At 72.1% G+C, this 20,699-nt stretch carries 22 protein-coding genes; 10 read left to right on the forward strand and 12 right to left on the reverse strand.

Annotation, left to right across the window (positions count from 1 at the left end):
- Positions 1-2: 2 nt before the first annotated feature.
- Together J2S59_RS12680 and J2S59_RS12685 are read left to right on the forward strand one after the other, a co-directional pair.
- Complete coding sequence (locus J2S59_RS12680; RefSeq protein ID WP_246360149.1) at positions 3-1,397, forward strand: GH1 family beta-glucosidase; 1,395 nt, start codon at positions 3-5, stop codon at positions 1,395-1,397.
- Positions 1,394-2,455: a LacI family DNA-binding transcriptional regulator gene (locus tag J2S59_RS12685; RefSeq protein ID WP_068118004.1), complete on the forward strand. Its 1,062-nt coding sequence runs from the start codon at positions 1,394-1,396 to the stop codon at positions 2,453-2,455. The genes J2S59_RS12680 and J2S59_RS12685 overlap by 4 nt, the downstream gene beginning before the upstream one ends.
- On the opposite strand, the gene lexA is transcribed toward J2S59_RS12685, so the two are convergent.
- Positions 2,452-3,180, reverse strand: a complete 729-nt coding sequence (gene lexA, locus J2S59_RS12690; RefSeq protein ID WP_068118007.1) for a transcriptional repressor LexA — start codon at positions 3,178-3,180, stop codon at positions 2,452-2,454. The two genes, J2S59_RS12685 and lexA, sit on opposite strands and share 4 nt — an antisense overlap.
- A 275-nt stretch (positions 3,181-3,455) precedes the next feature.
- Between lexA and J2S59_RS12695 the strand changes: the two genes are divergently transcribed.
- Positions 3,456-3,797, forward strand: coding sequence for a LysM peptidoglycan-binding domain-containing protein (locus J2S59_RS12695; RefSeq protein WP_068118010.1), 342 nt, complete (start codon positions 3,456-3,458; stop codon positions 3,795-3,797).
- 156 nt (positions 3,798-3,953) lie between these two features.
- On the opposite strand, the gene J2S59_RS12700 is transcribed toward J2S59_RS12695, so the two are convergent.
- Positions 3,954-4,694 carry a lysoplasmalogenase family protein gene (locus J2S59_RS12700; protein ID WP_068118013.1) on the reverse strand — a complete coding sequence of 247 codons (741 nt, stop codon included), beginning with the start codon at positions 4,692-4,694 and terminating at the stop codon, positions 3,954-3,956.
- A gap of 15 nt (positions 4,695-4,709) precedes the next feature.
- Positions 4,710-5,006 (reverse strand): hypothetical protein, encoded by a 297-nt coding sequence (locus J2S59_RS12705; protein WP_068118016.1) that lies wholly within the window; start codon positions 5,004-5,006, stop codon positions 4,710-4,712.
- A gap of 63 nt (positions 5,007-5,069) precedes the next feature.
- On the opposite strand from J2S59_RS12705, the gene J2S59_RS12710 reads away from it, so the two are divergent.
- Positions 5,070-5,702 (forward strand): trimeric intracellular cation channel family protein, encoded by a 633-nt coding sequence (locus J2S59_RS12710; protein WP_068118018.1) that lies wholly within the window; start codon positions 5,070-5,072, stop codon positions 5,700-5,702.
- A 65-nt stretch (positions 5,703-5,767) separates the two neighbouring features.
- A complete protein-coding gene (locus J2S59_RS12715; RefSeq protein WP_068118020.1) occupies positions 5,768-6,169 on the forward strand; it encodes a Crp/Fnr family transcriptional regulator in 402 nt (133 codons plus the stop codon).
- Positions 6,170-6,202: 33 nt separating this feature from the next.
- Here the strand turns inward: J2S59_RS12715 and J2S59_RS12720 are convergent, their stop codons facing one another.
- A complete protein-coding gene (locus J2S59_RS12720; protein ID WP_068118023.1) occupies positions 6,203-7,522 on the reverse strand; it encodes a D-arabinono-1,4-lactone oxidase in 1,320 nt (439 codons plus the stop codon).
- Complete coding sequence (locus J2S59_RS12725) at positions 7,519-8,745, reverse strand: MFS transporter (RefSeq protein ID WP_068118026.1); 1,227 nt, start codon at positions 8,743-8,745, stop codon at positions 7,519-7,521. Before J2S59_RS12725 ends, J2S59_RS12720 begins: the two co-directional genes overlap by 4 nt.
- 86 nt (positions 8,746-8,831) lie before the next feature.
- On the opposite strand from J2S59_RS12725, the gene J2S59_RS12730 reads away from it, so the two are divergent.
- Positions 8,832-9,962 (forward strand): ferrochelatase, encoded by a 1,131-nt coding sequence (locus tag J2S59_RS12730; protein WP_068118029.1) that lies wholly within the window; start codon positions 8,832-8,834, stop codon positions 9,960-9,962.
- Positions 9,955-10,797 (forward strand): inositol monophosphatase family protein, encoded by an 843-nt coding sequence (locus J2S59_RS12735; protein ID WP_246360153.1) that lies wholly within the window; start codon positions 9,955-9,957, stop codon positions 10,795-10,797. Before J2S59_RS12730 ends, J2S59_RS12735 begins: the two co-directional genes overlap by 8 nt.
- Here J2S59_RS12735 and J2S59_RS12740 read toward each other — a convergent pair.
- Positions 10,794-11,309: a hypothetical protein gene (locus J2S59_RS12740; protein WP_068118030.1), complete on the reverse strand. Its 516-nt coding sequence runs from the start codon at positions 11,307-11,309 to the stop codon at positions 10,794-10,796. The genes J2S59_RS12735 and J2S59_RS12740 overlap by 4 nt on opposite strands.
- Positions 11,310-11,338: 29 nt before the next feature.
- Complete coding sequence (locus tag J2S59_RS12745; protein WP_068118033.1) at positions 11,339-12,448, reverse strand: ATP-dependent DNA ligase; 1,110 nt, start codon at positions 12,446-12,448, stop codon at positions 11,339-11,341.
- Positions 12,449-12,509: 61 nt separating this feature from the next.
- Between J2S59_RS12745 and J2S59_RS12750 the strand changes: the two genes are divergently transcribed.
- Positions 12,510-13,274 (forward strand): HipA family kinase, encoded by a 765-nt coding sequence (locus J2S59_RS12750; protein WP_068118052.1) that lies wholly within the window; start codon positions 12,510-12,512, stop codon positions 13,272-13,274.
- Positions 13,271-13,675 carry a DUF3037 domain-containing protein gene (locus J2S59_RS12755; protein ID WP_068118036.1) on the forward strand — a complete coding sequence of 135 codons (405 nt, stop codon included), beginning with the start codon at positions 13,271-13,273 and terminating at the stop codon, positions 13,673-13,675. Before J2S59_RS12750 ends, J2S59_RS12755 begins: the two co-directional genes overlap by 4 nt.
- 180 nt (positions 13,676-13,855) lie before the next feature.
- Here the strand turns inward: J2S59_RS12755 and lpdA are convergent, their stop codons facing one another.
- The 5 genes from lpdA to J2S59_RS12780 all read right to left on the reverse strand — a co-directional run bounded on the left by lpdA (position 13,856) and on the right by J2S59_RS12780 (position 18,849).
- Complete coding sequence (gene lpdA, locus J2S59_RS12760) at positions 13,856-15,259, reverse strand: dihydrolipoyl dehydrogenase (RefSeq protein ID WP_068118040.1); 1,404 nt, start codon at positions 15,257-15,259, stop codon at positions 13,856-13,858.
- A 105-nt stretch (positions 15,260-15,364) separates the two neighbouring features.
- A complete protein-coding gene (locus tag J2S59_RS12765) occupies positions 15,365-16,108 on the reverse strand; it encodes a sirohydrochlorin chelatase (RefSeq protein ID WP_068118042.1) in 744 nt (247 codons plus the stop codon).
- Positions 16,109-16,184: 76 nt separating this feature from the next.
- The gene (locus tag J2S59_RS12770; protein ID WP_181641601.1) at positions 16,185-16,931 is read right to left on the reverse strand and encodes a phosphoadenylyl-sulfate reductase; all 747 of its coding nucleotides are present in this window, start codon (positions 16,929-16,931) and stop codon (positions 16,185-16,187) included.
- Entirely contained in the window at positions 16,928-17,137 is a 210-nt protein-coding gene (locus tag J2S59_RS12775; RefSeq protein ID WP_068118044.1) for a hypothetical protein, read from the reverse strand. The genes J2S59_RS12770 and J2S59_RS12775 overlap by 4 nt, the downstream gene beginning before the upstream one ends.
- Complete coding sequence (locus J2S59_RS12780; protein WP_306825185.1) at positions 17,134-18,849, reverse strand: nitrite/sulfite reductase; 1,716 nt, start codon at positions 18,847-18,849, stop codon at positions 17,134-17,136. Before J2S59_RS12780 ends, J2S59_RS12775 begins: the two co-directional genes overlap by 4 nt.
- A 343-nt stretch (positions 18,850-19,192) precedes the next feature.
- Here J2S59_RS12780 and J2S59_RS12785 point away from each other — a divergent pair, with 343 nt between their 5' ends.
- Positions 19,193-20,695 (forward strand): glycine hydroxymethyltransferase, encoded by a 1,503-nt coding sequence (locus J2S59_RS12785; RefSeq protein WP_068121474.1) that lies wholly within the window; start codon positions 19,193-19,195, stop codon positions 20,693-20,695.
- Positions 20,696-20,699 lie beyond the last annotated feature (4 nt).

Consider the following 20,699-nt stretch of genomic DNA (forward strand, 5'->3'; position numbering starts at 1 on the left):
CCGTGCCGAACTCCCGACCAGCCGGGCTGCCCGCGCCCGGCCACTTCACCTATGGCGTCGCCACGGCGTCCTACCAGGTGGAGGGCGCCATCGGTGCCGACGGCCGCACCCCGTCCATCTGGGACACCTTCACCCAGCGACCCGGGGCGATCCGCGACGGCTCCGACGGCTCGGTCGCCTGCGACTCCTACCACCGCCTCGACGAGGACCTCGCGCTCGTCGCCGACCTCGGTGTCGACCACTACCGGTTCTCGCTGGCCTGGCCCCGGATCCTGCCCGGCGGCACCCGCGCCGCCGGCGTCGAGGAGCGCGGTCTGGACTACTACGACCGCCTGGTCGACGGCCTGCTCGAGCGGGGCGTCGCGCCGATGCCGACGCTCTACCACTGGGACCTGCCGCAGGTCCTCGAGGACGCCGGTGGCTGGCTGGCCCGGGACACAGGTCGCCACCTCGCCGAGCTCGCCGAGGTCGTCCACGCCCGGCTCGGTGACCGGGTCGGCATGTGGGCCACCCTCAACGAGCCCTACTGCTCGGCCTACCTCGGCTACGCCGCTGGGATCCACGCGCCGGGTCGCCGTCTCGGCACCGGCGCGCACGCCGCGGCCCACCACCTGCTGCTCGGGCACGCCTGGGCCGCGCAGGCGCTGCGCGACGCCGGTGCCGACGACGTCGGCATCGTGCTGAACCTCGCCCCCATCTGGTCGGAGCGGCCCGAGGCCGACGCCGTGGCCGACGGGGTCGACGCGATCCGCAACCGGGTGTGGCTGGGCCCGCTCACCGACGGTGCGTACGACGACGGGCTGCTCGCGATCGCTCCCGAGCTCACCGACCCCGCACTCGTGCAGGACGGGGACCTGGCCGCGATCGCCGGCAGCGCGGAGTGGATCGGCATCAACTACTACAACCCCGAGCGTCCCGACCTCGCTCGCGAAGGCGACCCGACCGACGGCGTACCCGTCTATCCCGGCGTCGAGCGGCTCGTCCTGCGTCCGCGGGGGCCGCTGACCGACATCGGCTGGGAGGTCGACGCCCAGGGCATGACCCAGGTGCTCGTCGACACCCACGAGCGCACGGGCCTGCCGGTGCTGGTGTGCGAGAACGGCGCTGCCTACCACGACACGCTCGCCGAGGGTCGCGTCGACGACGCCGCTCGGGTCGACTACCTGCGTGACCACGTGGCCGCGGTGGAGAAAGCGCGCGCTGCCGGTGCCGACGTCCGTGGCTATGTCGCCTGGACCCTGCTCGACAACTTCGAGTGGGCCGAGGGCTACACCCAGACCTTCGGCATCGTGCACGTCGACCGGTCCACGCGTGCCCGCACCCGCAAGGCCTCCTTCCACTGGTACGCCGAGTACCTGCGCCAGCGGCGTGACGCGAGGAGCTCCGAGGAGTCGTGACCGGGATCCGCGACGTCGCGCGCGAGGTCGGCATGTCCACCGCGAGCGTCTCGCGTGCCCTGCGTGGCCTGCCGGGGGTGTCGCCGGCGACCCGGCACCGGGTCCTCGAGGCCGCGCGTCGGCTGGGCTACGTCGCCTCCCCTCAGGCGGCCGGGCTCGCCAGCGGCACGACCCGCACGATCGGCGTCGTGGTGCCGTTCGTGACGCGGTGGTACTTCTCCTGGATCGTCCAGGGCGCCCAGGACCGCCTGCGCGGCGAGGGCTACGACCTGCTGCTCTACAACCTCGGCGGCAAGGAGAGCGCGCGCGAGCGGCTGCTCGCCACGCGCTACCTCGCCAAGCGGGTGGACGCCCTGCTCGTCCTGGCGCTCACCCCGACGCCGGAGGAGCAGGAGAACCTCCGCTCCTGGGACCTGCCCGTCGGACTGGTGGGGGCGGAGGCCCCCGGCTTCTGCTGCGTCGACATCGACGACGTCGGGGTCTCGGCCCAGGCGGTCGACCACCTCGTCGAGCTGGGGCATGAACGCATCGCCTACGTCGGCGGCGGCCTCGAGGACACCCTCGACCACCGCGCTCCGCGGCTGCGGGCCGAGGGCTGGCGAGCAGCGATGGCTCGCCACGGACTGCCGCTGGTGCCGGGCTACGACGAGGTCGGCGACTTCACGATGGCGGGCGGCGAGCGGGCGGGGGAGCGGCTGATGGAGCTCGCCGACCCACCGACGGCGATCTATGCAGCCTCCGACGAGATGGCGATCGGTGTCCTGCGGGCGCTGCGGCGCGCGGGGCGGCGTACGCCCCAGGACGTGTCGGTGATGGGCGTCGACGACCACGAGATGGCGTCGTTCCTCGACCTCACCACGGTCGCGCAACCGGTCTACGAGCAGGGCGAGGCGATCACCGCGATGCTGCTGGCCGCGCTGCGGGGCGAGCTCGCAGCAGAGAGCCCGGCGGGCAGCCCGGCGGGGAGTCCGACGAACCAGGGCAGCGCGACCCGTCGGACGTTCCCCACGACCCTGGTGGTGCGCAGCAGCACCGCACCACCGGGCGGGACCGGCTAGACCCGGCGCAGGACCGCGGTGACCTTGCCGAGGATCGTGGCGTGGGTGCCGTCGATCGGCTCGAAGGCGTCGTTGTGGGGCAGCAACCAGACCTGACCGTCGACGCGGCGGAAGGTCTTCACCGTCGCCTCGCCGTCGATCATCGCCGCCACGATCTCGCCGTTCTCGGCGGTCGGCTGCTGGCGGATGACGACGTAGTCACCGCTGCAGATCGCGGCGTCGATCATCGAGTCGCCGCTGACCTCGAGCAGGAACAGCGTGCCGTCACCGACGAGCGTCTTGGGCAGCGGGAAGACGTCTTCGACGCGCTCCTCGGCGAGGATCGGCCCGCCGGCGGCGATACGTCCCACCACGGGGACGTAGGCGGCGCTGGGGCGGTGGTCCCCGATGCCGGTCTCGTCGACCGATGCCTCGCTCGCCGGCCCGACCGAGCGGCGCCCGGCCATGGCATCGGGTAGCAGCACCTCGAGGGCGCGCGGACGGTTGGGGTCGCGCTTGATGAAGCCCTTCTCCTCCAGCGTGCGCAGCTGGTGGGCCACGGAGGACGAGCTCGCCAGCCCGACGGCCTCGCCGATCTCGCGCATGCTCGGCGGGTAGCCGCGCTGCTCGACCGACTCCACGATGACCGTCAGCACGCGCTGCTGGCGCGGCGTCAGGCCCGTGGCGTCGGGGGGTCCGTCGGGGAGCTCGCTGACGCTGGCGCGGGGACGCTTCGGGGCTGCCATGAGGCGAACCTAGACCTCCGGGCTGGTGCAGATCAAACATCTGTTCGAACGGCGTGTCGTCCCGGTGGCCGCCGAGGCGTTCGAACATTTCTTCGGTTCGGTCCTTGCGTTGTTCGAACAGGTGCTCTAGCGTCGTACGTGTGTTCGAACGAACAGGCTCTCGAATGCAGGCCCACGCCGTCGGTCCGGCTTCTCGCCGGCTCATGACTGTCGGTGCCGACCACTAGACCTCGTTCCGACCGATCCACCACCCGCTCTCTTCCCCGGAGGCATCCATGAGCACCTTGACCCTCAGCCCCAGCTTCACCCCCGTCCGCCGTCCGGCGCCGATCCGCCTGACCCGCCGCGGTCGGCTCGTCGTCCTGGCGGTCTGCCTGTTGGCGGCGCTGACGGTCTCGATCGTGGTCGGGGGCCAGTCGGTCGCCACCCGCGACGCAGGCACCCCGGTGCCCACCCGCACCGTGGTCGTCGGCGCCGGCGACACGCTGTGGGAGATCGCCTCCGACGTCGCCGCCCCCGGCGAGGTCCGCGCGATGGTCCACCGCATCGAGAAGCTCAACGCGCTCGAGGGTGCCGGCCTGCAGGTCGGCCAGGAGCTGGCCATCCCGCTCGGCTGATCGAGCCGCATTGGCGTCCCTCGCGACCACGCGGGGCGCGCACCTGATTTCTCGTCGGGCCTCCCTCGACCCGGGGTCCGACGAGAGGGGAAGACGAGGGGCGGGCCCGGGGTGGGCCCGCCCCTCGTTGCATGTCCTCCCTCTGTGCGACGAGCGTCACCGGGGCAGCGCGCTGATCCCCTCGGCCAGGAGCAGCTGCGCGCTGGTGTAGCTGGCCATGACCGCGCCCTCGAGCACGGCCGGCGCCTCGGGCCAGACGTGCTCGCGCACGGCGAGCACGCTGTCGGAGAACACGAACGACGCAGCCCCCGCCGACACCAGGATCCGCGCCGCGCGCGTGCCGCGGGCGCTGAACGCGCCGAGTGCCATCGCGCTGAGCAGCAGGCCGTACGCCGTCGTGGGCGCCTGTAGCGCCGGGTCGCGGCGGCGTGCGGCGACGCCGGCGACGACGGCGTTGGTGCCGGCCAGGACCCCGAATGCCGCCCGCAGCCGGGGGAGGCCGGGCGTAGCTACGGTGCGGGTGGCGGTGGCCGCGGGTGCCGTGCGCGTCCGTCGGGTCAGCACGAACCGCGTGAGGTAGGACCCCTGCGCGACGGCGAAGGCCGTCATGCCGGCGCGCAGGGCCCCGTCGCCGGAGCGCAGCAGCGCGACGTCGCCGGCGGTCGAGGCGAGCTGGGCGGTCACCAACAGCCGCTGGTCGCCGGCCGGGTTGCCGGCCACCAGCAGCGGCAGGAGCGCCGGCTTGGTGTAGCGGCGCAGCCGGTGGGCGCGGGGGTCCGTCGAGGCGGCCAACGCGGTGTCGGTCGCGGCGAGGGCGACGTACGCCGCCCGCAGGGCGGGTCGGCGCCAGCGGGTGCGTGCAGGGACGGGTGCGGGCGGGACGGCGGGCTCGGGCATGGCGGAAGGCTAGTGTCAGCGCGCCGCGCGCCGACCACCGCGGGCACCGGGCGCGGGGGACAGCACGCCGAGCTCGCGGAGCACCCGGGTCAGCAGGATGAGCGCGATGAGCAGGCACGCGGTGGCGCCGAGGCCCGCCAGCGTGGTGAACAGCCAGGCGATCGAGGTGCCGCTGCGGGCGAGCACGCCGAAGGTGATCGCGGCGCTGATGAGGTAGAGCCAGGCACCGATGGTGGCGACGGTGCCGAGCAGGTAGCCGAGGACGCGTCGCGGTGAGGTGCGCCGGGCGCGCCGTCCGGAGTGTCTGGCCACGGGAGGCATCCTCTCCGACCCGGGCTCCGGTTGGGGGGAGGCTCGGCGCACTACGGTGACCAGGTGCTGCTCATCACGCTGGATCTCCTGGGGATCTTCGCCTTCGCGCTCACCGGCGCGCTGGTGGCGTTGCGCAAGGACCTCGACGTCTTCGGCCTGCTGGTGCTCGCTGGGGCGACCGGACTCGGCGGTGGTTTCGTGCGCGACGTCCTGATCGGGGCGACCCCGCCGGCCGCGCTGGCCGACTGGCGCTACCTGCTGGTGCCGGTCGTGACCGGGCTCGCCGTCGCGCTGTGGCACCCGGTCTTCACCCGCATGGAGCGGGTGATCGGGGTGCTCGACGCCTTCGGGTTGGCGTTGTTCTGCGTGACCGGCACCGTGAAGGCGCTCGCCTATGGGCTGGGTCCCCTGCCGGCCGCGATGCTCGGCATGGTGACCGCGGTCGGTGGCGGCATCGTGCGCGACCTGCTCGCCGGGCGCGTGCCGGTCGTGCTGCAGAAGGACCTGTACGCCATCCCCGCCTTCGTCGGCGCGATGATCGTCGTGGGGGCCTATGAGCTGCGCGACCTGGGCTGGGACCTGCCCAACCCCGCCGTCGCGGGGGTGGCGATGACCGTCTGCCTGGGCTGGCGCCTGCTGGCGATGCGGCGCGGCTGGTCGGCCCCGCGTCCCGGAGGCAGCAGCTCCAGCGTGTGAGGCTTTACACCCGCCGCCCGGACCGCGAGGATCGCGCCCGGGGAGCACGACACGAGGAGTGGTGCATGAGCCAGGACATCGCGCAGCTGAAGGCAGTCTCGATCTTCGAAGGCCTCAGCGACGCCGACGTCAAGAGGATCGCCGCCGGCGGCACGCAGACGACCGTCCCGGCCAACTGGTCGCTGATGTCGGAGAAGACCCCTGCCGACAAGGCCTACATCGTCCTCGAGGGAGAGCTGTCGGTGCGGCGCAACGGCACCGAGATCGCCCGGCTGGGCGCCGGCGACGTGATCGGTGAGATGGGCATCGTCGAGCAGAAGCTGCGCACCGCCTCGGTCGTGTCGACCACGCCGCTGACCGTCATCCACTTCACCCGCGACAACATCGACCGGCTGTGCACCGAGGTGCCGGCGTTCGCCGCTGCCCTCAAGGTCGCCGCCGACGCGCGGCGCGACAGCACCGACTGACTCGGCCGAGCCGGCCGGGTCGACTGGGCGACCTCAGGAGCCCAGCACGCGCCGCAGGTAGGCGTTGGTGAAGACCCGCTGCGGGTCGACCCGGTCGCGCACGGCGGCGAAGTCGTCCCAGCGCGGGTACGCCGGTGCCAGGTCGGCGGCGGTGCGCGCGTGCAGCTTGCCCCAGTGGGGACGACCGTCGTGCGCGCGCAGGACCTCTTCGACGCCGGCGAAGTACGACGTGTGGTCCGCCGCGCGGGGGGTGTGGAAGGCCAGATAGGTGGAGTCGCGTCCGTACGACGCGGACAGCGGCACGTCGTCCGCCGGCGTCATCCGGATCTCGACGGGGAAGCCGATGCGCCAGCCGCGCCGCTCGATCAGCGAGCGCACCTCGCGCAGCACCGTCGTGCCGGCCTCGCGCGGGACGGCGTACTCCATCTCCCGGAACACGACGCGGCGCGGGGCGGTGAAGACGCGGTGCGGGATGTCGGAGTAGGTGCGCGCCGACAGCTGCGAGGCGGCGAACCGGTTCAGCCCCGGCACCAGCGCCGGCACCCGCGCACCGAGGCGGGTGAGCACGCCGAACGCGCCGTTGGCCATCACCTCGTCCTCGACGACGGCGCGCCAGCGGGGGAGCGGCTCGCGCTCCTCGACACCGACCGCGAGCCGGTTGTTGCGCTTGACCTGCACCCGGTCGGTGCCGGGGAACCAGTAGCCGTCGACGTGGTGGTTGTCGTGGGCCAGTGACTCGAGGGACTCGAGCGCGGCGTCCCACCCGATGACCTCCTCGTGCGCCTCGAGCACGAACAGCGGCTCGACGCGAAGGGTGACGGTCGTGAGGATCCCGAGGGCGCCGAGTCCCAGGCGCGCGCAGGCGAGCACGTCGGCGTGCTCCTGGTCGGTGCACCGCCAGACCTCGCCGGTCCCGGTGACGAGCTCGAGGCCGACCACCTGCGCGGACAGCGACGACCACACGCCGCCCGTGCCATGGGTGCCGGTCGAGATCGCACCGGCGATGGTCTGGGCGTCGATGTCGCCCATGTTGTGCAGCGAGAGGCCACGGGCGGCGAGGCCTGCGTTGAGGTCCCGCAGCCGGGTGCCGGCCAGCGCGGTGACTGTCATCGCCTCTCGGTCGACACCCACGATCCCGCTCAACCGTGCGGGGTCCAGCATCACGTCGTCGGCGACGGCGATGTCGGTGAAGCTGTGGCCGGTGCCGACCATCTTGACCCGACGGCCGCTCGCTGCGGCGTCGGCGACGATCTGGGCGACCTCGGTGGCGCTCGTCGGTGAGTGGACCGTGGTGGGGACGACATCGACCAGTCCCGACCAGCTGCGCCAGCGGCGCACGGTGCCGAGCTTCACGCGGAGACCTCCGGTTCACGGACGGGGGCGGGTGAGGGCGGCGGCGCGGCCGGGCCTGCCGGCACCACCCAGGTGAGCAAGGCTCCCACGACGCCGGCGGCGCAGACCACGAGATAGCTTGTTGACGCGCCGTGGTTGTCGATGACCGTGCCGACGAGGGCGGCACCGGGCGCGATCCCGGCCGCCATCCCGGCGTGCACGACGGCCAGGCCTTCGGTCAGGCGCGAGGCGGGCACCTGCTCGGCCACCAGTGCCGTCAGGCTGATCAGCGTCGGCGAGATCGCGAAGCCGGCCAGCAGCAGCACCGGGGCGAGGACGGCCAACGAGCCGATGAACGGGAGCACGAGCAGCGAGAGGGCGAGGGCGGCGGCAGCGACCCGGAAGCGGGTGAGGCTCCCGGAGCGCCAGGTGATCGCGCCGTACGCGATCCCGGCGAGCAAGGAGCCCGCGGCCCACAGGCCCAGGAGGGGGCCAGCCCAGACGGCACGGCCCTGCTCGTCGGCGAAGGCGACGGTGGCGACCTCGGCGCCGCCGAAGACCCCGCCGAGCATGGCCGAGCACCCGACCAGCACCGCGAGCAGCCGCCAGGGCATGGGGGTGCGCGGTCCGCCGGTGCGGTGCGACGCCCGGGTCGGGGGCTCGGTGCGGCGCTGTGCCGCGAGCGCCCAACCGCCGAGCAGGCCGCACGCCGCGGCGGTCGCGATGCCGGCGACCGGGTGCACGCTGGTCGCCAGCACCGTGACGAGGATGGGGCCGGTGATGAAGACGGTCTCGTCCATGACCGCCTCGTAGGAGAAGGCCGTGTGCAGCTTGGGGTCGGAGCCGAGCAGGTGCACCCATCGCGCGCGCACGCACGATCCGATCTGCGGCATCGTCGCGCCCGACAGCGCTGCCAGCAGGTGGGGCACGGGTGCGCCGAGGCCGTCCTGCACGGCCCAGACCGTGCCGCCGAGGCTGAGCGCGGAGATCGTGATCATCACCGGCAGGACCCGACCCTGACCGAAGCGGTCGATGAGGCGCCCGCTGAGGATCGCCAGCGCCGCGTTGCCGAGGACGTACGCCGCCGACACGACACCCGCCGAGCCATAGGAGCCCGTCGCGTCCTCGACGAGGAGCACCAGGCCGAGGCCGATCATCGAGATCGGGAGTCGACCGATCAGACCTGCGAGGGAGAACGGGAGTGCGCCCGGGCGACTCAGCACGGCGCGGTAGGAGGCGAGCATCGCCGCACATCGTACGGCGCGACGGCGCCACCCAGCGCCCTAAGAGCGCCGTCTGAGCGCTGGTCCGGGCTCCCTACGATGGCGCCATGACTGCCACTCCCTGGGCGCCGTACGACGCGCTGCTGCTGGTGTCCTTCGGCGGCCCCGAGAAGCCGGAGGACGTGGTGCCGTTCCTGCAGAACGTCACCGCCGGCAAGAACATCCCGGTGGAGCGCCTCGAGGAGGTCGGCGAGCACTACTACGGCTTCGGTGGCAAGAGCCCCATCAACGACCAGAACCGCGCGCTCATCGCCGCGCTCGAGCAGGACCTCGCCGCCAACGGGGTCGACCTGCCCGTCTACTGGGGCAACCGCAACTGGGACCCCTACCTGACCGACACCCTGCGGCAGATGGCCGCCGACGGCGTCACGCGCGTCGCGTGCTGGGTGACGAGCGCCTACTCGTCGTACTCCGGCTGCCGGCAGTACCGCGAGAACTTCGCCGACGCGGTCGCCGAGCTCGCCGCGGAGGGTGTCCAGGCGCCGCAGCTGGACCGGCTGCGCCACTACTTCAACCATCCCGGCTTCGTCGCCGCCAACCTCGACGCGACCGCCGACGCGCTGCGCACGCTGGAGGACGAGGTCGGAGCCGAGAAGGCATCCGCGGCACGCCTGGTCTTCGTCACCCACTCCATCCCCGACGCCATGGAGGACGCGAGCGGTGCGTCGGCGGCCGAGGGCCTCCCCGGCGGCGCCTACACGCGCCAGCACCGCGACCTGGCCGCGACGATCGTGGCCGGCATCGCCGAGCGCACCGGCACGACCCACGACCACGACCTCGTCTTCTGCTCGCGGTCCGGCCCGCCGCAGGTGCCGTGGCTCGAGCCCGACGTCAACGACCACCTGACCGCGCTGGCCGGTGAGGGCGTGCCCGCGGTCGTGCTGATCCCGATCGGGTTCGTCTCCGACCACATGGAGGTCATCTACGACCTCGACACCGAGGCGGCCGCGACCGCGGAGGGTCTCGGCCTGCCGTTCGTCCGCGCTGCCACCGCCGGCACGCACCCGGCGTTCGTCCAGGTCGCGCGCGAACTGCTGCTGGAGCGGGCCGCGGCCGAGCGCGGGGAGTCGCCGGTCCGGCCCGCGGTCGGCGACCTGCCGCCGTCGTGGGACGTCTGCCCGCCCGGCTGCTGCGCCAACCTGCGCGGTCCACGACCGGCGTTGTGCGGGCGTGACTGAGTCCGGCGCGCCGGACCCCGGCGCGCTGAACGCGGGTGCGCTGAACGCGGGTGCGCTGCGGGACCTCGCGCGCGAGATCGGCCTCGAGGCGGCTGCGCTGGCGGCGCGCATGCGGCGCGACGGCATCGAGGTGGCCGCGACGAAGAGCTCGGCCACCGACGTCGTGACCGAGGCCGACCGGGCCGTCGAGGACCTGATCCGCGAGCGGCTGCGCGCGGCCCGTCCCGACGACGGGTTCCTCGGAGAGGAGAGCGGCGGCCCGGGGGAGCGCGGCTCCGGCGTCACCTGGATCGTCGATCCGATCGACGGCACGGTGAACTTCCTCTACGGCATCCCGGCGTACGCCGTCAGCATCGCCGCCGAGGTCGACGGCCGCGTGCAGGCCGGGGTGGTCGTCGACATCGCCACCGGTGAGGTCTGGTCGGCCGTGCGCGGTCAGGGGTCCTTCCGCGGTGAGCGTCCGTTGCGGATCCGCGACAGCGGTCCGCTCGGCCACTGGCTGGTACGCACCGGGTTCGGGTACGCCGCCGACCTCCGCGCGGTCCAGGCCGTCGCCGTCACCCGGATGCTCCCGCAGGTGCGCGACATCCGGCGCATCGGCTCCTGCGCGCTCGACCTGTGTGCGATCGCCGCGGGCGAGTCCGACGCCTACGTCGAGGAGGGCGTCCACGACTGGGACCACGCCGCGGCCGGGCTCATCGCCGAGGAGGCGGGCGCGGCCTGGGAGGTGCTGCGCGGCGCCTCCGGAGCAGACCTGCTGCTCGTCGCACCCGCCGACCGGTTCGCGGAGTTCCGTGCGCTGGTCCTCGACTGTGGGTTCGCTGCAGCTGGTTAGTCCTGGTCCCTGTGCTCGAGCAGGTGGAGCAGCGGGACGCCGATCTTGCGCTTGGCGCGTGAGGTCCAGTCGAGGTGGAAGAACTCCGCGACCAGGTGCGGGCGCGTGAGCACGATCGCCTCGCGGGCGTCGAGGCGCTGCACGGTCGTGGCCAGCGCGTCGACCGGGTCGACGCTCACCAGCTCACCGTCGACCTCGAAGCTGCCGGTGTGGTCGTCGCCCGCGGTGCGCAGGCGGTCGAGGGTGGTTGCGAGCGAGGCGCGACTCTCGGCGAGCAGCTCGGCCTGCAGGCGCTCGAGGTCGTCGTCGGGCAGCACCAGCCCGGGTACGGTGACGACCTCACCGGCGGCCAGCGAGCCCAGCGACGCCTCGATCCGGGTCGCGGCGTCCTCGACCGGCATGAGCACGTGATAGCGCAACGGCTCGTCGAGCTCGGCGTGCAACGCCCGGACCTGGGCCGCGTCGACGGGGGCCAGCGGCTTCTCGACGAGTAGGACGACGGTGTGGGTCATGGGACACCTCCGAGCCGGGACCCCCGAGGCTACCGCTGAGCGGGGGCGGCGCCCAGCACCTCGGCCAGGTCGTAGTTCACCGGCTCCTCGAGCTGGTCGTAGCCGCAGGACTCGGGGTCGCGGTCGGGGCGCCACCGCTTGAACTGCGCGGTGTGGCGGAAGCGCGTGCCCTCCATGTGGTCGTAGCCCACCTCGAGCACCCGCTCGGGACGCAGCGGCACGAACGACAGGTCCTTGCCGGCGCTCCAGCGCGACTGCGTGCCCGGGATGCGCGAGGGGTTGGCGATCATCTGCCCGGCCCACTCCGCCCACGGGTGGTCGTCCACGTCGGTCTCCAGCTCGCGCAGCTCCTCGAGCAGCTCCTCGCGACGCTTGGCGGTGAACGACGCGGCGACACCGACGTGGTGTAGCCGATCGCCGTCGTACAACCCCAGCAGCAGCGAGCCGAGCAGGGGTTTCTCGGGGGTCGAGGTCTTGTGCAGGCGATAGCCGGCGACGACCACGTCGGCGGTGCGCTCGTGCTTGATCTTCAGCATGGCGCGGGCGTTCGGCTGGTACGCCGCGCTCATCGGCTTGGCGATCACGCCGTCGAGCCCCGCGCCCTCGAACTGGTCGAGCCACTCCTGCGCGAGCGCGGCATCGGTCGTGGTCCGCGTGAGGTACGTCGGTCCGCTGCCGCCGACGAGGTGGCCGAGCGCCGCCTCGAGGCGGGCGCGGCGCTCGGCGAACGGCAAGCGGGTCAGGTCCTCATCACCCAGGGCAAGCAGGTCGAAGGCGACGAAGCCGGCCGGGGTCTCCTCGGCCAGCTTGGTGATCCGGGACGCCGCCGGGTGGATGCGCTCCTGGAGCACCTCGAACTGCAACCGCTCGCCGATCGCCACGAACAGCTCACCGTCGAGCACGCACCGCTCGGGCAGCTGCTCCTTGAAGGCGGCGACCATCTCCGGGAAGTAGCGCGTCAACGGCTTGGTGTTGCGGCTGGCCAGCTCCACCTCGTCACCGTCGCGGAAGACCAAGCAGCGGAAGCCGTCCCACTTCGGCTCGAAGCTCAGCCCGCCGTCGAACTTCGCCGGGTCCGGGATCGACTTCGTCGACTTGGCGAGCATCGGCTGGACCGGGGGCATGACGGGCAGCTGCATGGACCCACTATGACGCGCCCGGCCCGACCGGGTGGGGGAGCACGCCGACTACATTGGCGCCATGCCAGCCCTGCGCGAGGTGGTCGCCACCCGCTACGTCACCCCGTTGCGCGAGGGGGGATCGCTGCCCGGCATCGTCGAGGGCGACGACCTCGGCACCTACGTGTGCAAGTTCCGCGGCGCCGGTCAGGGGCCGCGGGTGCTGGTCGCGGAGATCATCGTCTCCGAGCTCGCCCGCCACCTCGGCATCCCGACGCCGGAGCTGGTGCAGGTCCGCCTCGAGGAGGCGATCGCGCGCTACGAGGCCGACGAGGAGGTCCAGGACCTGCTGCGGGCCAGTGTCGGGATGAACCTCGGCGTCGACTTCCTGCCCGGGTCGTTCGGCTACGACGCGTCGTGCACGCCGGATCCCGAGGTCGCCGCGCGGGTCCTGTGGCTCGACGGGCTGGTCGCCAACGTCGACCGGTCGTGGCGCAACCCCAACCTGCTCGTCTGGCACGGCGACCTGTGGGCGATCGACCACGGAGCGTGCCTCTACTTCCACCACGGCTGGTCCGGTGGTCCGCCGGCCACCGGTGGTGCCGATCGGTTCGCCGCCCAGCCCTACGACGCGAGCGACCACGTCCTGGAGGCGTACGCCGATCGGGTCGCGGGCGTCGACGCCGCGTGCCGCGAGGTGCTGAGCGCCGACGTGCTCGACGAGGTGGTCGCGCACGTGCCCGACGTCTGGTTGGGCGCCGACCCGGAGGCCGAGCGGGCGGCGTACTCCGCCTTCCTGCAGGCCCGCCTCACCACCCACCAGTGGGTGCCGGGGGGTGCCTCGTGACCGGGCTGAGCCGTGACGTCGCGGACGCCCTGCCCTACCAGTACGTCGTCCTGCGCTGCGTGCCGCGCGTCGACCGCGAGGAGTTCCTCAACGTCGGGGTCGCGCTCTACTGCCAGTCCGCCGACTTCCTCGATGCCGCCGCCCATGTGGACCGTGCCCGGCTCGCGGCGTTCGGTCCGGGGATCGACGCCGACCGGCTCGAGCGGTCGCTGGCCGCGGTGCGCGACGTGTGCCGTGGGGTCGCGAGTGCCGGTGACGCGGCTCGCGCGGACCTCGGCACGCGGTTCGGGTTCGTCAAGGCGCCGCGCAGCACCATCGTCCAGCCCGGGCCGGTGCACGGGGGGTTGACCACCGACCCCGGCCGCGAGCTGGAGCACCTGCTCGACCGGCTGGTCAGGTGAGCACGCTCGACGTGATCGCGGACGCGGGCTGAGGTTTCGCAGCGCGGCGTGCTCGACGTGATCGCGGACGCGGCCTGAGGTTTCGAGACGAGTTGCTCAGCTCCTCGCGAAGCTCGGATCTGAGCAACTCTCCTCAACCTGATCGTCGCTTCGCGACCTCGCGAGCTCGGTCGCGGACGATCAAAGGTTGATCATGTGGCCGGCGATGCCCTCGACGGCCTCCTTCACCGACTCCGACAGCGTCGGGTGGGCGAAGATGTTGCGCGCGACCTCGTCGGCGGTGAGGTCCCAGCGCTGGGCGAGGGTGAGCACCGGCAGCAGCTCGGTGACGTCGGGGCCGATCATGTGGGCGCCGATGATCTCGTTGTATTTCGCGTCGGCGACGACCTTGACGAAGCCGGTCTCGTCGCCGAGGCCCTTGGCCTTCCCGTTGGCCATGAAGGGGAACTTCGCGACCTTGACGTCGTACCCCTTTTCCTTCGCCTGCTCCTCGGAGTAGCCGAAGGACGCGATCTGCGGCTGGCAGTACGTCGCCCGCGGGATCATGTCGAAGTCGATCTCCATCGTCTCCGCGCCGGCGATGGTCTCGGCCGCGACGACCGCCATGGCCTCGGCGGTGTGGGCGAGCATCAGCTTGCCGGTGCAGTCGCCGATCGCGTAGACGCCGTCGACGCTGGTGCGGCCGCGCTCGTCGACGGCGATGGCGCCGCGGTCGGTCATCTCGACGCCGAGGTTCTCCAGACCGTAGCCCTCGACGCGCGGGGCGAAGCCGATGGCCTGCAGGACCTTGTCGGTCTCGATGACCTCGGAGTTGCCGTCCTTGGAGACGGTCACCTTGACCTTGTCGCCGGAGTCGTCGATCGACTCGACCTTCGTGGAGAGCCGGACGTCGATGCCGAGCTTCTTGTAGTGCTTGAGCAGCTCCTTGGAGACCTCGGCGTCCTCGGTCGGGACCATCCGGTCGAGGAACTCCACGATCGTCACGTCGACGCCGAAGTTCTTCATGACGTAGGCGAACTCGACGCCGATCGCACCGGAGCCGGCGATCACGATGGAGCCGGGCAGCTCGTCGGTGAGGATTTGCTCCTCGTAGGTCACGACCCGCTCGGAGAGCTCGGTGCCGGGGATCAGCCGGGTGGTGGCGCCGGCGGCGATGATCATCGTGTCGCAGGTGACCGTCGAGGTGCCGCCGTCGGAGTCCTTGACCTCGATCGAGGTGGGGCTGGTGATGGTGCCCCAGCCGTGGACCTCGGTGATCTTGTTCTTCTTCATGAGGAAGTGGACGCCCTTGACGATGGAGTCCGAGACCGTGCGGCTGCGCGCGTGGGTCGGGCCGAACTCCATGGTGGCGTCACCGGTGATGCCGAACTTGTCCTTCTCGTGCTGCAGCACGTGCGCGAGCTCGGCGTTGCGCAGCAGGGCCTTGGAGGGGATGCAGCCGACGTTGAGGCAGACACCGCCCCAGTACTTCTCCTCCACGACCGCGACCTTCTTCCCCAGCTGGGAGGCGCGGATGGCGGCGACGTACCCACCGGGGCCGGCACCGAGGACAACGACGTCGAAGTGGTTGCTCTGCTCGCTCACAAGGACCAACCTACCCACTCGCCCGACAGCAGAGTCGTGTGCCCCACGACGCGCTCAGGCGCTTCGTGGGGCACACGACTCGGAGGCTGGGACCCGGGTGCCGGCTCAGACCGGGACGAGCTCGACGGCACCCACGGCGTAGCGCGCCAAGATGGTGCGCGCGACCTCGGGGTGGGCGCCCAGCGGGGCCGAGACGGCGACCGCGCCGGCCTCCAGTGCGAGCTCGGCGGCCCGGTCGGGGAGGAAGCCCGGGGCGAGGAAGAGCGAGCCGACCGCGATGTGGCGACGACCCTCGGTGCGGAACTGCCGCACGGCCTCGCCGGCCGCCGGGGGAGCGCTCGAGGCGAACGCCGCGACGACGGGCAGCTTGTGGTGGGCACCCCAGACCCGGGCAAGCCGCGCGACTGCCTGGTTGGCGACCGAGTCCGAGGACCCGGCCGCGGCGAGCACGAGCGCGTCGAGCTCGCGCACGCGCTGCTCCTTCAGCGCCGCCCGCAGGCGCTCGTCGAGCACCTCGAGGAAGACGTTCTCCAGGCCGAGGATCTTGGTGGCGCGCACCTGCAGACCCGGGTGGCGCGCACCGGCGGCCTCGACGGCGGCCGGGACGTCGACCTGGGCGTGGTAGGCGTTGTTGAGCAGCAGGGGTACGACGACGATCTCGTCGTACCCGGCCTTGACCAGCTTGTCGACGACCTTGTCGAAGGACGGCTTGGAGAGCTCCAGGAACGCCGGCTCGATGCGGAGGTCGGGGCGCATCGCCCGGACCTCGTCGACCAGGGCCGTGATCGTCGCGGCGGAGCGGGGATCACGGCTGCCGTGGGCGAGGGCGATGAGTGCGGGGGCGGTCATCGGCGGAGCCTCCCTTCGAGGCGGTGAGTGGTGGTGCGGAGGGTGGGGCGGATCTGGTGGTGGGAGAGGTGCGCGGTCACTGGTGGATCCCGCACTCGGTCTTGTTCTGACCCGCCCAGCGGCCGCTGCGCGGGTCCTCGCCCGGGGCGACCCGGGCGGTGCACGGCCAGCACCCGATGGAGGGGTAGCCGTCGTACACGAGCGGGTTGACCAGGACGCCGTTGTCGGCGATGTAGCGCTCGACCTGCTCGTCGTTCCAGCGGGCCAACGGCGAGACCTTGACCTTGCGCTTCTTCTCGTCCCAGCCGATCACCGGGGCGATGACGCGGTTGCGGGTCTCCGAACGACGCAGGCCGGTGGCCCAGGCGTCGTACCCCTTGAGCGCGTCGTTGAGGGGTGCGACCTTGCGCAGCGCGCAGCACAGGTCGGGGTCGCGGGCGAAGAGGTCCTTGCCGTACGTCGCGTCCTGCTCGGCGACGCTCTGTTGCGCGCCGATGGTGATCAGGTTGACGTCGAGCGTCGCCTCGACCGCGTCGCGCGTGCCGATGGTCTCGACGAAGTGATAGCCGGTGTCGAGGAAGACGACGTCGATGCCGGGGGCGACGGTGGAGGCGAGGTGTGCGAGCACCGCGTCGCCCATCGAGGAGGTGATGCAGAACCGCTCACCGAACGTCGCGACGGCCCACTCGATGATCACCTCGGCCGGGGCGAGCTCGAGCTCGGCGCCGGCGTGGGAGACCAGGTCGCGCAGCTCCTCCTCGGTGCGGCCGGTGGTCTCGGTGCCGCGGCGACCGTGCGCGTTCTGGGTGCTGAGCGCCGTCACGCGTCCTCACCGCCCGCCGGGGTCGTTGCGTCATCGGAGCGGCGCAGCTGGCCGAGGAAGGTCACGGCGAAGGCGCGCATGCACGAGCGGCACTCCCACGCGGCCCCGACTCCTGGGGTCTTGGCCCCGGGGGTCTCGGTCTCGTGCGGGAAGAGGTTGTCGTCGCTGCAGTAGGGGCAGGCGAAGACCGCCGCGGCGCGGCTCACGCGGGTGCCCCCGCGGGGACGCGTTCGCCGCGCAGCAGCTCCTCGTCGGCGCGCGCGGCCCAGGACGCGAAGTTCTCGCCCTCGGTGCGGTCCTCCAGGTAGGCCGTGACGACGTTGGTGACGTAGTCGTCGAGGTCGGCGCTGGTCACCTTGTGGGCGCGCAGCTTGCGACCGAAGTTGGCCTGCAGACCGGTGGCACCACCGAGGTGGACCTGGAAGCCCTCGACCTGCTTGCCGTCGACGGTCACCAGCTGGCCCTTGAGGCCGATGTCGGCGACCTGGGTGCGGGCGCAGGCGTTGGGGCAGCCGTTGACGTTGACGGTGATCGGGGTGTCGAGGCCGGGGAAGCGGCGCTCGAGCTCGGCGACGAGAGAGCGGGCGCGCTCCTTGGTGTCGACGATCGCGAGCTTGCAGAACTCGATGCCGGTGCAGGCCATCGTGTGCCGGCGCCAGTTCGACGGCCGCGCCTCGAGCCCGATCAGGTCGAGCTCGTCGATCAGCTGCTCGACAACCGTCGGCTCGACGCCGATCAGCACGATCTTCTGGTACGGCGTGAGGCGGGCGCCGGCGACGCCGTAGGTGTCCATGAGGTCGGCGAGCTGGACGAGCATGGTGCCCGAGACCCGGCCGGCGACCGGGGCGAGGCCGACGTACTTCTTGCCGTCCTTCTGGTCGTGGACGCCGATGTGGTCGCGGTGCCCGACCGGCGAGGCGGGGGAGGGGCAGTCGACGAGCTTCTTGTGGAGGTACTCGTCCTCGAGCACCTGGCGGAACTTCTCCACGCCCCAGTCGGCGACCAGGAACTTCAGCCGGGCGCGCGAGCGCAGCCGGCGGTAGCCGTAGTCGCGGAAGACCGAGGCGACGCCGGCCCAGGCGTCGGCGACCTCGTCGAGCGGGATCCACACGCCGAGCTTCTGGGCGAGCATCGGGTTGGTGGACAGTCCGCCACCGACCCACAGGTCGAAGCCGGGGCCGTGCTCGGGGTGGACGGTGCCCACGAAGGACACGTCGTTGGTCTCGGGGGAGACGTCGTGGCTCGGGTGTCCGGTCAACGCCGTCTTGAACTTGCGCGGAAGGTTCGAGAAGGCCGGGTCGCCGATGTAGCGCCGGGCGATCTCCTCCAGCGCGCTGGAGCCGTCGATGATCTCGTCGGTGGCGACGCCCGCGACGGGCGATCCCAGGAACGGGCGGGGGGAGTCGCCGCAGGCCTCGATCGTCGACAGGCCGCCGGCCTCGAGCCGGTCCCAGATGGCGGGGACGTCCTCGACGCGGATCCAGTGGTACTGGATGTTGGCCCGGTCGGTGACGTCGGCGGTGTCGCGGGCGTAGTCACGCCCGACCTCGCCGAGCGCGCGGACGGTCGCCGACGGCAGCAGCTTGCCGTCGGAGCGGACCCGCATCATGAAGTAGCGGTCGTCGAGCTCCTCCTCCTCGAGCAGCGCGGTCTTGCCGCCGTCGAAGCCGGGCGCGCGCTGGGTGTAGAGGCCCATCCAGCGGAAGCGGCCGCGCAGGTCGGAGGGGTCGATCGAGTCGAACCCGCGCTTGGAGTAGATGTTGAGGATGCGGTCCCGCACGTTGAGCGGGTTGTCGTCCTTCTTGGCCTGCTCGTTCTTGTTCAGCGGCTCGCGGTAGCCCAGCGCCCACTGGCCCTCACCGCGCTTGGGGCGGGGGCGGGCGGGGCGGGGGCTCTGAGGCTGCACCGGGGTGCTCATCGAATGCGTTCCTTCGCGGGAGAAGACGCACGAGTCGCGGCTGAACGGGGCCCGACGACGTTGTCGGAGGCGGCTGCCGTGTTGCCGGCGACCACGCGCGCCCAGGCTGCTGGGACTAGGGGCGGGGTCAGGCCGGCGGACACATCATGCTGCGGGTACGACCGAGGTCCACGTGGCGGCGAGCCACGAGCCAGGTCGTCGTTGCAGCGGTCATGGCGAGGAGTCTCGACGTGTGGACAGGGGTTCCACAAACCGGAATCTCATGATGTGGACAGTGTGTCCGAAATATGGACACGGTGGTTCCGCTGCCGGGCACGGAAGTCGGGGTCACTACGCTGGCCCCATGACCTCCGCCGACGTGCCGTCCACCTCCGCCTCCCCGCGTGAGACCGGGGATTCCGGTGCTGCCGCCGCCCTCGCGGCGCGCGCCAGTACGGCGTACCGGGAGGCGCTCGCGGTGATCGAGGCGGTCGAGCCGCGTGTGGCCGACGCCACACGCGCGGAGCTCGCCGACCAGCGCGCATCGCTGAAGCTGATCGCCTCGGAGAACTACGCCTCGCCGGCCGTGCTGCTCACCATGGGCAGCTGGTTCAGCGACAAGTACGCCGAGGGCACGGTCGGGCACCGCTTCTATGCCGGCTGCCAGAACGTCGACACCGTCGAGTCGCTCGCGGCCGAGCACGCGCGTGAGCTGTTCGGCGCGGAGTACGCCTACGCCCAGCCGCACTCGGGCATCGACGCCAACCTCGTCGCGTTCTGGTCGATCCTCGCCCACCGGGTGGAGGGCCCGTGGCTGGAGAAGGCCGGGTCGAAGAACGTCGCCGAGCTCACCGACGCCGACTGGGAGGAGCTGCGCCGCGAGCTGGGCAACCAGCGCCTGCTCGGCATGAGCCTCGACGCCGGGGGCCACCTCACCCACGGCTTCCGTCCCAACATCAGCGGCAAGATGTTCCACCAGCAGCAGTACGGCACCGACCCCGAGACCGGGCTGCTCGACTACGACGCGGTGCGGGCGAAGGCCAAGGAGTTCAAGCCGCTCATCCTGGTGGCGGGCTACTCGGCGTACCCCCGGCGGGTGAACTTCGCGAAGATGCGCGAGATCGCCGACGAGGTCGGCGCCACCTTGATGGTCGACATGGCGCACTTCGCCGGTCTGGTCGCGGGCAAGGTCTTCACCGGGGAGGAGGACCCCGTCCCCTACGCCCACGTCGTCACCACCACCACCCACAAGTCGCTGCGCGGCCCGCGTGGTGGTCTGGTGCTCGCCACGGAGGAGTACGCCCCCTCGGTCGACCGTGGCTGCCCGATGGTGCTCGGCGGCCCGCTCTCCCACGTGATGGCGGCCAAGGCCGTCGCGCTCGCCGAGGCTCGCCAGCCGGCCTTCGCGACGTACGCCCAGCAGGTGGCCGACAACGCCCAGGCCCTGGCCGAGGGCTTCAACTCCCGCGGCGCGCGCCTGGTCACCGGCGGCACCGACAACCACATCGTGCTGCTCGACGTCTCCGGCTTCGGCCTCACCGGCCGCCAGGCCGAGTCGGCGCTGCTCGACGCCGGGGTCGTCACCAACCGCAACTCGATCCCCGCCGACCCGAACGGCGCGTGGTACACCTCCGGCATCCGCTTCGGCACCCCCGCCCTCACCAGCCGCGGTTTCGGGCGCGACGAGTTCGACAAGGTCGCCGAGCTGGTCGTCGACGTGCTGCGCAACACCCAGCCCGGCACCACCAAGGCCGGCGGCCCCTCCAAGGCGTCGTACACCCTCGCCGACGGCATCGCCGACCGCACCAAGGCCGCCTCCGCCGAGATGCTCGACAAGCACCCGCTGTACCCCGGCCTGGTGCTCTGAGGGG

The organism is Nocardioides massiliensis, from assembly GCF_030811215.1.
In the GTDB taxonomy this organism is placed as follows: domain Bacteria; phylum Actinomycetota; class Actinomycetes; order Propionibacteriales; family Nocardioidaceae; genus Nocardioides_A; species Nocardioides_A massiliensis.

Bases quoted from the DNA above. Each gene is read 5' to 3' on its own strand.
- J2S59_RS12745 (WP_068118033.1), bottom strand. From the start codon at position 12,448: ATGCAGCTGCCCGTCATGCCCCCGGTCCAGCCGATGCTCGCCAAGTCG.
- J2S59_RS12715 (WP_068118020.1), top strand. From the start codon at position 5,768: ATGAGCCAGGACATCGCGCAGCTGAAGGCAGTCTCGATCTTCGAAGGC.
- J2S59_RS12750 (WP_068118052.1), top strand. From the start codon at position 12,510: ATGCCAGCCCTGCGCGAGGTGGTCGCCACCCGCTACGTCACCCCGTTG.
- J2S59_RS12740 (WP_068118030.1), bottom strand. From the start codon at position 11,309: ATGACCCACACCGTCGTCCTACTCGTCGAGAAGCCGCTGGCCCCCGTC.
- J2S59_RS12785 (WP_068121474.1), top strand. From the start codon at position 19,193: ATGACCTCCGCCGACGTGCCGTCCACCTCCGCCTCCCCGCGTGAGACC.
- J2S59_RS12780 (WP_306825185.1), bottom strand. From the start codon at position 18,849: ATGAGCACCCCGGTGCAGCCTCAGAGCCCCCGCCCCGCCCGCCCCCGC.
- J2S59_RS12695 (WP_068118010.1), top strand. From the start codon at position 3,456: ATGAGCACCTTGACCCTCAGCCCCAGCTTCACCCCCGTCCGCCGTCCG.
- J2S59_RS12725 (WP_068118026.1), bottom strand. From the start codon at position 8,745: ATGCTCGCCTCCTACCGCGCCGTGCTGAGTCGCCCGGGCGCACTCCCG.
- J2S59_RS12765 (WP_068118042.1), bottom strand. From the start codon at position 16,108: ATGACCGCCCCCGCACTCATCGCCCTCGCCCACGGCAGCCGTGATCCC.
- J2S59_RS12730 (WP_068118029.1), top strand. From the start codon at position 8,832: ATGACTGCCACTCCCTGGGCGCCGTACGACGCGCTGCTGCTGGTGTCC.
- lexA (WP_068118007.1), bottom strand. From the start codon at position 3,180: ATGGCAGCCCCGAAGCGTCCCCGCGCCAGCGTCAGCGAGCTCCCCGAC.
- J2S59_RS12700 (WP_068118013.1), bottom strand. From the start codon at position 4,694: ATGCCCGAGCCCGCCGTCCCGCCCGCACCCGTCCCTGCACGCACCCGC.